We start from the raw sequence: 13,114 nt of genomic DNA on the forward strand, positions 1-13,114 counted from the left end.
TGTGAAGAATCAAACTGAATATCAGCCCCAAGCTATTTAAAGAAAGCTTGAGGCTGGTTAGAAGAGATGGTATCTACGCCGATAATATTATTACCGAGCTGCTGCTCATTGTTAGCAATGGCCTCCCAAAAACCAAAAAAAGCCCTTATAAAAATAGTGCTTTTGTGTAGCAACGTAGTAATTACCTTGTCCTACCTCATCAACAAACAAGATAATTAAACCTTTCTCTCACTAAACCCCATTAAAATAAAATTTACATAGTTAACTTAGTGGTGATATAACTGAATGTGTTTTAGGAACGGAGTTGGTGATAAATCAAACCGTTAGCTGCCCGCTAAAAAATATTACTCAACTAGCTTACCCTCACACCTTTTACTTAAGGAAAGTAAAAACCCTAACTAAAACAGCGTTTACCACATTTTAAAATAACAAAAAGCACAAGTAGGTTGTACTAATGGAAGAGTATTTAATCGTTAAACAAAAAAGTAGATACCCTATCGCTGTTGCGGCTTTATTGCTGTTATTGGTTTTGGGCTATTTAATTAAGATACTACTTTTCTCAAGTGATATTCCTGAACGTTATTTAAAGCCAATACTAGTCTCTCAAGTATCATTACCCAATGTATTAAAAGGAATTGGTACAATAGAGCCTACACAAAGAGAGCTTTTGTCTGCGCCGCTAAAAGGCAATATCAACACACTTACAATTCGTGAAGGGCAAGCTATAAAAAAAGGCCAAGTATTGGCAAAGCTGACTAACTACGAATTGGAACAAGATATACATAATGCGAGTTACGAGCAGCTTAATTTAGAATCTCAAGTGGCTATTGATAAAAGCAATTTAGCAATCAAGCTCTCGCAAATTAAAGTCGACTTATCAAAAGCTAAAATGGCATTGCAACAGCAAGCGCTTGAATTAAATGCTAATAAAGTTTTAATGGAACAAGGTATTATTTCTGCAATTCGCTTTAAACAAAGCGAAATGCTTTACAAGCAAAGTGAACTTGAAGCTAATGCCAAACATGATGAACTTAGTCTATTTACAGAGGCATTCGATCAGCAATTAATTGCGCTTAATAACAAGGTAAACATAGCAAAAAATAAGCTTAGCTATTTAAAAAGGCGTCAAGAGCAACTAACACTCACAGCAAACTTTGACGGCACCGTAAGTCAAAATTTAGCTAAATTAGGCCAAGCGGTCACGCAAGGGCAATCACTGTTTGAGTTAATAGAGACCGACAACTTACTGGCTAAAATACAAGTCCCTCAGTATTCATCTAATCAGTTACGAATAGGCCAAAAAGCAGACATAGTTACACCCAGTGGCACAATTGCAGCTAAGGTTGATTACATTGATACAGTAATAAGAAATGGCGCTATTAATGTATTTTTAGTATTAGACACTCCCCCACCATCATGGCTTAGAAGCAGCCAAGCAATAGAAGCCCATATTTATTTGGAGCAATCTTTAGTAGTTCAAAATATTAAAAAACCGAATGATTTTGATAACTACAGCAAATGGAAGGTCTACGAAATAACACCATCGAGTAAAGCTATTCTTACCAATATAAATTATAAAACGACTGAGCAAGACACCTTGAGCTTTAATGAAACGCTAAAAAGTAATTATGTATTATTACTGCCTGCTGATTATGCCACTGAAAATAACTTTGATTTAATAGGCGCTTTTAAATGAGTTATTCGCTGATAGAGTTTAATAATGTTTTTTATCAATACCCTAATACCAAAATTAATACACTTAAAGCTATAAACTTTAAAATAAACAGTGGTGATTATATTGCAATTACGGGCACCTCAGGCAGCGGTAAAAGTACCCTACTTTCTATTTTAGGCTTACTAAATATACCTAGCCAAGGGCAATACACTATTTTAGGCACTAACACAGCAAACTTAATACCCGATGCGATTGCAGCCATTAAAAACAGAGAACTTGGTTTTATATTTCAAAACTTTAATTTGTTAAATCATTTAAGCGTATTTGATAACGTGGCTTTGCCACTCAGTTACAACAAATCGGTGTTAAGAAAGGATTATCAAAAAAAAGTAGAAGCTGCGCTTAATAAAGTAAACATGCTGGAGTTTATTGATAGAAAGCCAAGCCAATTATCAGGCGGGCAACAACAAAGAGTTGCTATTGCTAGAGCATTAATAAATGAGCCCTCTGTTATTTTAGCCGATGAGCCAACTGGTAATTTAGATTCGAGTAATAGCGAACAAATATATCAGTTACTCAATAAGCTAAACGACGAAGGCAAAACAATTTGCTTAATAACACATGATGAAAACCATGCTAAAACAGCAAAAACGCGTTTGTATATTCAAGACGGACAGCTTAGTGCGCAAGGTTTTTAATGCTGAACTTAATTACTGATCTGACCTTAAACTGGCTAAAATATGCTAAGCAAAATACTAAATTATGGCTTAGCTGTTTGTTGCTGAGTATTCCTTTATGTTTAATTTTAAATATAAGTAATATTCATAGTCAGTTTTTATCAGCCGATTACACGGCAATAAATAACATCCCAAAGATTAAACAAGTTTATTTAAGTGACACTCAAAATGACTTGCCCGTTGATGAGTACATTTTTGATGAAATAACTGTATTGCACCAAGATTTAGTCGGCGTTTTTGAGCGCTCTATTGATTTATCACTAAAGCTTTCGGTTAATCATGATAGTGAGCCTGTTAAGGTAAGCTTTATATCGGGGGGGTATAAACAATTAGGTATCATTCCTGCCTTAGGCAGCTTTGAGAAATTAGATTACCCAAAACAAGGCAGCGCACTAAGTGCCGCGATTAGCTATTCGTTTTGGCATACTCATTTTAAAGGTGTCACTGATATTATTGGCAAACAGCTTGTTGTTAATAATAAAAGCATAAACATTGTCGCAGTAATGCCAAAAGAGTTTAAAAGCTTTAAACGTGCCTATGAACCTAAACTTGTTATTCCTTACTCGCAACTTAAACGTATTTTGCCTCAAGAAAGTAGCCTGACCCCAGATACATTTACGTATATTTTAGGGCACGTTAAAAATAAAACACTCTTTTTAAGCTTGCTAAATAAGCACTTACAAAACGAAATGTTTATATTTGATAATACCGAACTTAAGTTTAGTGATGGTATTGGCGTTAACCCAACTCACTTTAATAAAATAATAAAGCGCCTAAATTTATTGCAGTTACTTTATTATATTTTGCTCTTATTTAGCTTTATTGCCTTTTGTGCATTTTACTGTGCAGAGTCAATTAAAAAGCAACAAGAAGAAACTATACGCAAATTATGCGGAGCCAATAACACACACATTTTTGTGCAGCAAATTACTGATATCGTACTCACAAGCCTACTACTTGTTATTGTAATGTGCGTTTTGTATCCACTGAGCGACCGCATCAGCGCAATTTTATTACCAAGCCTGAACCAGCTAAACAGCTCTTTTTCATTATTTACGCTGGCGGTATTTTACATTGTTATTATTACTTTTTTATCGGCGCTTAGTTATTTTCAACGAAGGTGGATACACAGCAGTATTGGACGCGGCCAAAGTGCAACAACAAGCGAAAAAGTACAAGTGTTCTCATTGCTTTCGCTACTTACTAGCCTTGCTATTACAAGTGTTTACATTAGTAGTTTGGTTATTTACAGCCAGATTAATTTAAATAATAAAAGTATGGGTTTTAATGCAGATAATATTCTAATTGCCAGCTTTAGTTTTCCACAATCACCTAGCGAGGCCTTTAATGCAAATAACTCTGCTCAACAATTAATTCAGCAATTAAATTCACTGCCCATTATTGAAGAAGTATCACTTAGCTCTGCTCCGCCACTATCAGATCGCAGTGGGTTTAGTGCATGGTACACCGTTACCGGACAAGCTATCAGTTCGGGTAAAAGCGCCAGTACCGCAAGCCATAGAGTGAGCCCGCATTACTTTAAAACTATTGGCGCTAAGCTTATCTCAGGGCAAAGCGTGCAATGGCAACAGTATCAAAGCATTGTTGTTAACAGTGCTTTATGGGATCAATACTTTGCAGACACAGAACTAAGCCAAGCTTATTTATTAGCCCAATTTGATACTGGAAAAGTAAAGCATAAAGTAGTTGGCGTTGTTAATGATATTTATAATGAAGGAGCAGATACACCCGTTCAGCCCACTGTGTACAGTGTAATAAGCGCCCTGACAGGTTTTGAAACAATCATAATTAAAACTTATGCGCCCATCACACAAGTTGAAAGTGAACTCCAAACGGCAGTAAAGGCATTAAGTGTAAACTTTAACGATTTATCACTTACCCCCCTTTCGTCTTTAGTAAAAAATGAGCAAGCCCCTAGAAATGCATTACTTATAATTACCGTTGTGTGCTCCTCAATTCTTCTACTCTCTGCGTTTTTATACAACTACAGTAGTATTAAACAACTTACGGCTAAATCATCCACAGAGCTTGCGTTAAGACGTGCTATGGGCGCTCGCAGCTACCAAATATGCTATTTATTTTTAAAGCTCTTTTTCACTGCATTTGTGATAGCCCACATAGTTATTGTTGCACTATTTTTCACCCAACATGAAAAACTACAAACTTTTTTATTTCAACAATCCGTTTTTGACCTAAATATTATACTGATAGTGCATTTAGTCATTTTGTTAGCGGTTATATGTATTATTGCTATAGAGATTAAAAAAACACTTAACAACTCGTGGAATCACTTAACTTAAGGATAAACATGTACAAATTACTACTAGCTACACTACTTATATACGGCGGAAATACATACGCTGAGCAGTACAGTTTCTCTCATTACCAAATGGTTAAATCGCCCATTAATAATACCGCACCACAAATGTTTTTATTTAACAGCAAAGGCGAGCTGATGCATTACTCTGATAAATATTTACCCAATATTTTATCCATTTTTAAAAATAAACAAAGCCATCCTGATTCTGATTTAATTAAAAGTAATTTAGAGCAGCTATTAACAACATTGCCCGATTTTACCCAGCAAAAGTATACGTTGTTTTACACCTCAATAGATGAAGGTATAGGCCCCTGCCCGCCTTGTAGGCAACAAGAAAAAACCATCGACATGCTTAAAAGTAAGTTTTCAGATAAGCAGCTAAAGGTTCATTCAATTTCTATAATTGCCAGTGACTACGGTATATAAAAAAAACCCGCTAAATAACTTTAGCGGGCTTTTTGTTGCGAAGGTTAAATCTTTAAAAAGTTTACAGCGCGTTAAATACGTCGTCAGTTTTAGCCGCGCAAATAAAATCGTTTTTGTGTAGGCCTTTGATTGAATGGCTCCACCATGTAACGGTTACTTTGCCCCACTCGGTTAATAAACCTGGGTGATGGCCTTCGTCTTCTGCCATGTCGCCTACTTTGTTAGTAAACGCGATAGCCTGTTTGAAGTTTTTAAATTTATAAACACGCTCAAGCTGCATAATGCCGTCGCGTACTTCTGGTACCCAGTCTGGGATTTTAGTAATTAATTGCGCTAACTCTTCGTCAGATACTTTTGGCGCATCTACATGACAGGCTTCGCATTTTTGTGCACTTAATGAAGACATTATAAATCCTTACTTTTAGCTTTTTTAGCATTAATGTTTAACTGGCTAATTTTTCTTTTGGTGGAAATTTTGGGTCGTGCAAGCCAAGCTCTTTAGCTCGCTCAACCAAAGTCATAATATCCATTTGCGATATATCAAACAGATCATGAATCGAATTTATGGTGTAGTACTGTGGTTGCATAATATCAATACGGTACGGCGTACGCAGTACATCAAGCACATTCATTGGACTGATTTCTGGCGTGTTTGAATATACGTACTGGGTTTCACCTGGGCTTGATAAAATACCGCCGCCGTAAATACGCAGGCCATCTTCGGTTTGCATTAAACCAAATTCAACCGTAAACCAGTATATACGTGCAAGGTATACACGGTCCTTTTTCTGCGCTGCGTAACCTAATTGCCCGTACTTATGCGTAAACTCAGCAAAGTCAGGATTAGTTAGCATGGCGCAATGGCCAAATATTTCATGAAAAATATCTGGCTCTTGTAGGTAGTCAAATTCTTCGCGGCTACGAATAAATGTAGCTACCGGAAACTGCTTGTTTGCCAGTAATCTAAAAAACTCATCAAAGTCGATAAGCGCAGGCACTGGCGCAACTTGCCATCCGGTAGTGGCAAGTAATACTTCGTTTAATTCGCTTAACTGCGGAATACGATCGTGCGGCAGGTTAATCTTTTTTAACCCTTGCATGTACTCATTGCAGGCTTTGCCTTCTATGCACGCAAGTTGGCGTGCTACAAGCTCAGACCAAATTTTATTTTCTTCATCACTCCAATGTATAACACCATTTTCGTCTGGTGTTTTGGATGTATATTTACTTGCTTTAGCCATAAGTACCTTCTTGGGTGTGAGCCCTAAATCGGTGTCAGTGTGATACTCAAACCTAATGAATATCGAATGACCCCATACTATGCAAAAGTGAAGAAAAGTTTAATAGATAGGCTAACATCAGTATTTGGCACGATCACTACAATCGTAAAGTTAAAGCTACACCTGTGGAACATTAAAAATACATACCTTAAATTAAAGGCCTGCAGCTTGCTTTTATGTGTACACAATTAAATACACCTAACTAATTCGATTAAAAGCTTGGTCTAAATCACTAATAATGTCGTTAACATCTTCAAGCCCAACCGAGAGCCTGATCAGCCCATCACTTATTCCAGCGGCAGCTCGCTCCTCTGGCGTATAAGGCGAGTGAGTCATTGAAGCTGGATGCTGAATCAGTGTTTCAGCGTCGCCTAGGCTTACAGCAAGTGTACAAAGTTTCATACAATCAATAAATTGCGCGCCGTCTTGCTGTGTACCTTTTATTTCAAACGCAATAACACCACCAGCGGCTTTCATTTGGTTACCAATAAACTTATAACCTGGGTGCGATTTAAGCCCTGGGTAATATACGGTAGTTACTTGTGGGTGCGCTTCTAGATATTCGGCTACCGTTTGTGCGCTTTGACAATGGCGCTCTATTCTAATGGCGAGTGTTTTTAGGCCTCGATTAATTAGCCATGCATCGTGCGGGCTTATGGTTGCACCAATATCTTTTAGTACGGTCATTTTAATGTGTGTTATGTGCTCAAGCGATCCACATACAATACCGGCGACTACGTCACCGTGACCATTTAAGTACTTGGTCGCACTGTGCATTATAATGTCGATACCGTATTTTTTGGGTGATTGCAGTAGTGGCGTTAAAAAGGTGTTGTCGACTACACTAATTAAATTGTGCTGTTTTGCAACTGCGCCAATGAGTGCCAAATCAATAACCGCCATAGTGGGGTTAATTGGCGTTTCAACAAATATCATTTTTGAATTAGGTTTGATGGCAGCGCGTAGTTCGTCCTCGTTGGTCATATCAACAAACGTGACTTCGATTCCCCAGCGCGGCAACATATGCGAGAAAAACGCAAAGGTACAACCATACAAAGCACTTGAGGCAACAAGGTGATCGCCCTGCGATAAAAAGCTCAGTACTGAGGCTGATACTGCGCCCATACCTGTTGCTGTTGCAGCAGCGGCTTCACAGCTCTCTAGTTGGGCAACTTTTTGTTCAAGCTCTGTGGTTGTGGGGTTTCCTAAACGCGTATAGATATAGCCAGGTTCGTCGCCTGCAAAACGCGCAGCACCTTGTGCGGCATTTTCAAAATGAAAGGTAGAGGTTTGATACAAAGGAGAAGTAAGTGCGCCGTGCGGGTCGTTTGCTTTTTGTGGTCCGTGAATACACTGGGTGTTTATATGATGCTTGCTCATTGTAGGCTCATTTTTTGATTATTATGTTTTTGCGATTCAACAATCAAAACGTATGCGCTTACAAACAGCAAGCATGCCGGATGCTCAGATGGCTATTTGTGTAAAAACCATGCAGCGCACGTTTGTACACAAATATTGCCACTGCTAATCTAGTGTGTTGGTTCAGCCTTTTTACGGCTCATAATTTTACCTGCAATGCTTTGTACAGTGCCTTTTAGTAAGCTGCGTTTGTTTTCAAGCCTTGGTAATGGGCGGCTAAGCTCCATTGCTTTGTAACCAATACGTGCAGTAAAAATACCCGCGCTTACGCCCTGCGCAGCCCGTCCCGAAAGCTTACCTAGCAGCTCTGCGCTCAGTGCTGTAGCTGCAAGATCAGATACAAGCTCTGCACTGCCTACAAACATCACTTGCCTTATTAACATGCGGTATAACTTTATACGGCTTGCGTAGCCAAAACCAATGCCATAAATTTTACCAATTTGTTCAATTAACTTAGTACCGCGCCAAAGTACGGCCATCATATCCACCAGTGCCAGTGGGCTTAGGGCAACTAGCAGTGCAGATTCGGTCGCAAAACGATTTATAAGCTTTTTAGCTTTGGTGTCTTGGGTTATTAATAAACTGTTGGCGTACAGCGTCATTATTTCTTTGTCGCTGTGATGCATCGCTACTTGGTTTTTAAAGGTTTCAAAGTTATCAAGTTCTTGGTGTTTATTAAGCTTTTCGAGCCAAGGTAATGCACCGCCTACTTGCTCGCTGTTTAAAAGCCTGTCGGCTTCAACTCGGTGCAATTGGTTACGCTTTAAACTGCGCAGCATTCGGTACTCTCGCCACAATAAGCGCCCTATTAGCAGCACACCACTTACAACCGCAGTTAAATAAACACTGCCTAAAATAATTGACTGCTCGAAAGCAAATACTAACGAGTACGCAAACTCTAAAAGCACCAGTACTATAAAACTAATAGCAAACACACCTTTAAGCGTTTGCCACTTTGACTTTTTGTACACAGGCTCAAGATCAATTTCGGGCTCTAATGCTTCATCTTCAAGTTCTTCGTAATCACTTTGTCCGTGCTGAATAATTTTTGCAGGTGCTAAAACGGGTTCGTTTTGCTCAATGCTTTGCGTATCTATACGACGCCCTGCTTGAAATGGTTGGTTTGACTCACTCATGTTAATTTGTCTCCTAGCAGGTACTGCATGACATGATCTAATCGAATATGTTTTAGTTGTTTATCGGGGCTCGGCATTGGAGAGAACGATAAAAACTCAAATCCCTGTGCTGGCCACTCACTTTTATTTAGCATCCGCGTGGGAGGCTGCGGCGGTAAATACGTAAGCCAATCAGGCTCGTTTAATGGTTTACCGTAAATGCAATCAAGCGCTTGGCCTTTGTCGGTAATTTGGCGCGGCTGCGTTGCTGTAATTGACGACATAGCCATGGTTTCTATTTGCACACCATCAAACTTTAAATGATTACTCTGTTCATGCACGAGCGAATCAAGCAGCAGTGCTAAATCTTTATGGTGTTTTGCACTTATGTGGTCTGACTTATTAGCTGCAAATAATATTTTATCTATGTTTGGTTTAAATAAACGTTTAAAAAAGCCTGACTCACCATAGTTAAAGTGCGCGAGTAATTGGTTTATTACACTGCTTTGCTCTTGTAGTGTTTCGTGCCCTTCGTTTAGCGCACTAAGTACATCGACAAGTACAATTTGGCGGTCAAAGTGCCTAAAATGCTCATTATAAAATGGTTTTACAACTTCTTTTATATAGGCGTTAAAACGCTTAATTAAATGCGCTAAATTAGACCCCGCAACGACATTGTCACTGTTTATTTCACCCGATACCGGAAAAAACAATAACAATGGCGCGCCTTGTAAGTCGCCAGGCATAAGCATGCGCCCGGGTTGTAACATGGCAAGTTTGGTATCTTTTTTAAGCCCTACTAACATGCTTTGATAAAGCTGAGCAATATGAGCAAGTGCGTTTTCATCTACAGGCGCATTTAAATCAAGTTGCTCAACAGCAGCTAGAAAATCACTTGATGTATTTACACGCGAAGGCTGAGTTAGTAACGGATATTGCTGTTCGCACCATTGAGAATAGCTTTGCTCAAGCATAGGTAAATCAAGAAGCCATTCACCCGGGTAGTCAATAATATCTAAATAAAGCGTTGATTGCGGCGAAAAGTGCCCGCGCAGCCCTGCATTACTCTGATACTTTATTGCTAAGCGTAGTGTATTAATACGCTCGGTTGATGCAGGCCACGTAGGCATTCCATCGCTGGGTAATAATGAACTTAGCGCGCGCGTATAATTAAATGTAGGGACTTTTAACGCCTCTTGCGGCACAACTTTAGTGGCAACATGGCGATGCTCGCGCATTACATCAAAAAAAGGTAAGTTTTTATCGTCCGCTTGGGTTGTTAAGTGTTTAACAAGCGCGGTAATAAAGGCTGTTTTACCACTACCACTTAGGCCTGTTACGGCAAGTTTTACGTGTTGGTCTAAACTGCGATGAAGGGCTTTTTGTGCTTTGCCTTTAATGCTTTTAAAGGTCTTTTTTGCAAATGATTGGCTCATAAAGTGTCTTGCACCTAATTTGCCGTAATTTATCACGCTGCAAATAAGGTGCTATTAAATCCTTTAAAGTTTGTTAATTTCACGGCTCACCGTAAACTCACTTGAAGTAACATGGCGCTCCATATCTTGAAGGCGAGTATCTACACGCGTTAAACGCTCTTTTAAATCTTGCAATGCGCGGCGCGGTGGCTCGCCCTTTTGCCATACTTTAAATTTTACTTCTAGCGGATCGTCAGTTTTAGTTGAGCTGTTAGTTTGCGCTGTCGCGGGCTCTTTTTTATCTAAAATAAACCAGGCTGCAATATACGCTACCACAAATAATGGGCCACCCGTTAGCAGTACCGCACTAACAAATATAATGCGAACTAACCATAACTCCATATTAAAGTAGTCACTTAATCCCGCACATACGCCGGCTATTTTACCGCGTTGTGGGTCTCTTAATAATTCGCGTTTGGCACTCATACTTTGCGTCTCCATTGTGGTGACTCTTGATCAAGCAATGCTTCTAGTGTTTCGACTCTGTCGGCCATTTTTTCGGCTTTATGTGCAAGCTCAAGTAACTGGCGATGTTCGTGCTCACTTAAACCTTGGCTTACTTGTTTTTTGCTACGGTAATGTAAAATTAACCACAGCGGTGCAACAAAAATCATAAACAAGATAAATGGTGCAACTAGTATCTCTGGATCAAACATAATCCTCTCCTGACAATCCGTTTTGATGTTTTTAAGCAGTGGGGTACTTTAAGTACCCCTTTATAAGTTATTTATCAGCTAGCTTCTTTTTAAGTTCGGCTAGCTCATCATCTATCTTTTCATTTTTTTGTAGATTAGCAATTTCGTCCGCTAACGTCTTTTTACCTAAATCGTAAGACTCAATTTGAGATTCTAGTCCATCAATTTTAGTTTCGTAACGTTCAAAGCGATTAAGTGCGTCTTCTACTTTTGAGCTATCAAGTGTCTTTTTCACTTCAAGGCGCGACTCAGCCGAACGCTGGCGAAGTATAATTGCCTTTTGACGTGATTTCGCATCTGCTAGCTTTTCTTGTAGTGTCGTTACTTCTTGTTGTAGTTTCTCAATATGAGACTCTACATGTTCAAGTTCACTCGCTACTGAAGTAACTGCATCTGCCGACTTTTGCTTTTCAAGTAGGGCTGAACGCGCTAAATCGTCGCGGTCTTTACTTAAAGCCAGCTCGGCTTTATCTTGCCAATCACTTACTTGTGCTTTAAGTGTATCTAGGCGGCGTACGATTTCTTTTTTCTCAGCCAATGTTTTAGCTGATGTAGAACGTACTTCAACAAGCGTATCTTCCATTTCTTGAATAATCAGACGAACCATTTTTTCTGGGTCTTCTGCTTTATCTAAAATGGCGTTGATATTAGAATTAACAATATCTGCAAAACGTGAAAAAATTCCCATAACATTTACCTCTGTAATTAAAACTTAGTTAGTCTGCTATAACTAGTATCAATATGCTTGCCAACTTTTTAAAAGTTAAAATACACTTTATTTTCATTACGTTAAACTAAATATACAAATTTCTTTAGTTATCCCTACTTATGAAATACACTAACTGTTAGTAAAAATGACCAAGAGTTAGGAAATATGAGCCAATATCGCCAACAGGATAATTTACTCGGCCAATCAGATAGCTTTCTGTCTGTATTAGATCAGGTATCGCAACTGGCTAATTTAGATAAACCGGTACTTATTATTGGTGAACGCGGCACAGGTAAAGAGCTAATAGCAGCGCGCTTACACTTTTTATCAAAACGTTGGGATCAAAACTACGTAAAGCTTAACTGTGCAGCGCTTAACGAAAACCTTCTCGAAAGTGAATTGTTTGGCCACGAAAGCGGTGCCTTTACGGGGGCAAGTAAACGCCACGAAGGTCGTTTTGAACGCGCTAACAGCGGCACACTGTTTTTAGATGAATTAGCAAACACCTCAGCTATGGTACAAGAAAAACTACTGCGCGTTATAGAATACGGTGAGTTTGAGCGTGTTGGCGGCAAACAAACTGTAAAAGTAGATACACGCTTAGTGTGTGCTACAAACGAAGACCTCCCTTATTTGGCTGAGCAAGGTGAATTTAGAAGTGACTTACTCGATCGCCTTGCCTTTGACGTAATTACCCTGCCGCCACTGCGCGAACGCCAAGACGATATTATGTTGCTTGCTGAGCAGTTTGCGATGAATATGGCGCGCGATTTAGAGTGGGAACTCTTTAGCGGTTTTACCCGAAGCGCAACAGAAACACTGCTTAGTTATGATTGGCCTGGTAATATTCGCGAACTTAAAAATGTGGTTGAACGAAGCTTATATCGCCACGGTAGTGAACATATCCCCGTTCACCAGATTATTTTAGACCCATTCGACAGCCCATTTAGACCAAAAGCGCGCATTAAAGCACCTGTAGCGACTCAAACTGTTAATGTCGAGCCTATTGTAGTTGCACAGCCGATTGCTCAAGCAAGCGCAGATATAACCCTTGATATTCAATTTCCGTGTAGCTTAAAAGAACGTTCAAACGACTTTGAAATAAACATGATTAATAAAGCGCTCGAACATAGCCAATTTAATCAAAAGAAAACTGCAGAAGTACTTGGTTTAACGTATCATCAATTACGTGGTTATCTTAAAAAATACAACTTGTTGGATCAACAATAGTCAGAGGTTATG

The 13,114-nt window shown here is 39.1% G+C and carries 13 protein-coding genes; 5 read left to right on the forward strand and 8 right to left on the reverse strand.

Going from position 1 to position 13,114, the window contains the following annotated elements; translation table 11 throughout:
• Positions 1 to 454: 454 nt before the first annotated feature.
• From I6F50_RS03065 to I6F50_RS03080, 4 genes are read left to right on the forward strand one after another with little or no spacing between them, the layout of a single operon-like run.
• Complete coding sequence (locus I6F50_RS03065; protein WP_197175296.1) at positions 455 to 1,696, forward strand: efflux RND transporter periplasmic adaptor subunit; 1,242 nt, start codon at positions 455 to 457, stop codon at positions 1,694 to 1,696.
• Positions 1,693 to 2,373: an ABC transporter ATP-binding protein gene (locus tag I6F50_RS03070; protein WP_197175298.1), complete on the forward strand. Its 681-nt coding sequence runs from the start codon at positions 1,693 to 1,695 to the stop codon at positions 2,371 to 2,373. The genes I6F50_RS03065 and I6F50_RS03070 overlap by 4 nt, the downstream gene beginning before the upstream one ends.
• Positions 2,373 to 4,733 (forward strand): ABC transporter permease, encoded by a 2,361-nt coding sequence (locus tag I6F50_RS03075; RefSeq protein ID WP_197175301.1) that lies wholly within the window; start codon positions 2,373 to 2,375, stop codon positions 4,731 to 4,733. The genes I6F50_RS03070 and I6F50_RS03075 overlap by 1 nt, the downstream gene beginning before the upstream one ends.
• An 8-nt stretch (positions 4,734 to 4,741) precedes the next feature.
• Positions 4,742 to 5,179, forward strand: coding sequence for a hypothetical protein (locus I6F50_RS03080; RefSeq protein ID WP_165728523.1), 438 nt, complete (start codon positions 4,742 to 4,744; stop codon positions 5,177 to 5,179).
• A 61-nt stretch (positions 5,180 to 5,240) separates the two neighbouring features.
• Here the strand turns inward: I6F50_RS03080 and I6F50_RS03085 are convergent, their stop codons facing one another.
• The 8 genes from I6F50_RS03085 to pspA all read right to left on the reverse strand — a co-directional run bounded on the left by I6F50_RS03085 (position 5,241) and on the right by pspA (position 11,851).
• A complete protein-coding gene (locus I6F50_RS03085; protein WP_002958326.1) occupies positions 5,241 to 5,585 on the reverse strand; it encodes a 4a-hydroxytetrahydrobiopterin dehydratase in 345 nt (114 codons plus the stop codon).
• Between the two features lie 37 nt (positions 5,586 to 5,622).
• Positions 5,623 to 6,420, reverse strand: a complete 798-nt coding sequence (gene phhA, locus I6F50_RS03090) for a phenylalanine 4-monooxygenase (RefSeq protein WP_002958327.1) — start codon at positions 6,418 to 6,420, stop codon at positions 5,623 to 5,625.
• A gap of 237 nt (positions 6,421 to 6,657) precedes the next feature.
• Positions 6,658 to 7,839 carry a methionine gamma-lyase gene (megL, locus tag I6F50_RS03095; RefSeq protein WP_197175303.1) on the reverse strand — a complete coding sequence of 394 codons (1,182 nt, stop codon included), beginning with the start codon at positions 7,837 to 7,839 and terminating at the stop codon, positions 6,658 to 6,660.
• 149 nt (positions 7,840 to 7,988) lie between these two features.
• Positions 7,989 to 9,014: a TIGR01620 family protein gene (locus I6F50_RS03100; RefSeq protein ID WP_197119482.1), complete on the reverse strand. Its 1,026-nt coding sequence runs from the start codon at positions 9,012 to 9,014 to the stop codon at positions 7,989 to 7,991.
• Positions 9,011 to 10,429, reverse strand: coding sequence for a YcjX family protein (locus I6F50_RS03105; protein ID WP_197119481.1), 1,419 nt, complete (start codon positions 10,427 to 10,429; stop codon positions 9,011 to 9,013). Before I6F50_RS03105 ends, I6F50_RS03100 begins: the two co-directional genes overlap by 4 nt.
• Positions 10,430 to 10,492: 63 nt before the next feature.
• On the reverse strand, positions 10,493 to 10,894 hold the full coding sequence (pspC, locus tag I6F50_RS03110) for an envelope stress response membrane protein PspC (RefSeq protein WP_149591832.1): 402 nt from the start codon (positions 10,892 to 10,894) through the stop codon (positions 10,493 to 10,495).
• The gene (gene pspB / locus I6F50_RS03115) at positions 10,891 to 11,124 is read right to left on the reverse strand and encodes an envelope stress response membrane protein PspB (protein ID WP_024612319.1); all 234 of its coding nucleotides are present in this window, start codon (positions 11,122 to 11,124) and stop codon (positions 10,891 to 10,893) included. Before pspB ends, pspC begins: the two co-directional genes overlap by 4 nt.
• Before the next feature lie 67 nt (positions 11,125 to 11,191).
• On the reverse strand, positions 11,192 to 11,851 hold the full coding sequence (pspA, locus tag I6F50_RS03120; protein ID WP_197160136.1) for a phage shock protein PspA: 660 nt from the start codon (positions 11,849 to 11,851) through the stop codon (positions 11,192 to 11,194).
• Between the two features lie 186 nt (positions 11,852 to 12,037).
• Here pspA and pspF point away from each other — a divergent pair, with 186 nt between their 5' ends.
• The gene (gene pspF / locus I6F50_RS03125) at positions 12,038 to 13,102 is read left to right on the forward strand and encodes a phage shock protein operon transcriptional activator (RefSeq protein WP_165740565.1); all 1,065 of its coding nucleotides are present in this window, start codon (positions 12,038 to 12,040) and stop codon (positions 13,100 to 13,102) included.
• Positions 13,103 to 13,114: the final 12 nt, after the last annotated feature.

It is taken from the genome of Pseudoalteromonas sp. NZS127_1, from assembly GCF_015864295.1.
In the GTDB taxonomy this organism is placed as follows: Bacteria; Pseudomonadota; Gammaproteobacteria; order Enterobacterales; family Alteromonadaceae; genus Pseudoalteromonas; species Pseudoalteromonas arctica.

Coding starts and splice junctions, on each gene's coding strand:
- I6F50_RS03080 (WP_165728523.1), top strand. CDS start 4,742: ATGTACAAATTACTACTAGCTACACTACTTATATACGGCGGAAATACA.
- megL (WP_197175303.1), bottom strand. CDS start 7,839: ATGAGCAAGCATCATATAAACACCCAGTGTATTCACGGACCACAAAAA.
- I6F50_RS03100 (WP_197119482.1), bottom strand. CDS start 9,014: ATGAGTGAGTCAAACCAACCATTTCAAGCAGGGCGTCGTATAGATACG.
- pspF (WP_165740565.1), top strand. CDS start 12,038: ATGAGCCAATATCGCCAACAGGATAATTTACTCGGCCAATCAGATAGC.
- phhA (WP_002958327.1), bottom strand. CDS start 6,420: ATGGCTAAAGCAAGTAAATATACATCCAAAACACCAGACGAAAATGGT.
- pspA (WP_197160136.1), bottom strand. CDS start 11,851: ATGGGAATTTTTTCACGTTTTGCAGATATTGTTAATTCTAATATCAAC.
- pspC (WP_149591832.1), bottom strand. CDS start 10,894: ATGAGTGCCAAACGCGAATTATTAAGAGACCCACAACGCGGTAAAATA.
- I6F50_RS03065 (WP_197175296.1), top strand. CDS start 455: ATGGAAGAGTATTTAATCGTTAAACAAAAAAGTAGATACCCTATCGCT.
- I6F50_RS03085 (WP_002958326.1), bottom strand. CDS start 5,585: ATGTCTTCATTAAGTGCACAAAAATGCGAAGCCTGTCATGTAGATGCG.
- I6F50_RS03105 (WP_197119481.1), bottom strand. CDS start 10,429: ATGAGCCAATCATTTGCAAAAAAGACCTTTAAAAGCATTAAAGGCAAA.
- pspB (WP_024612319.1), bottom strand. CDS start 11,124: ATGTTTGATCCAGAGATACTAGTTGCACCATTTATCTTGTTTATGATT.
- I6F50_RS03070 (WP_197175298.1), top strand. CDS start 1,693: ATGAGTTATTCGCTGATAGAGTTTAATAATGTTTTTTATCAATACCCT.
- I6F50_RS03075 (WP_197175301.1), top strand. CDS start 2,373: ATGCTGAACTTAATTACTGATCTGACCTTAAACTGGCTAAAATATGCT.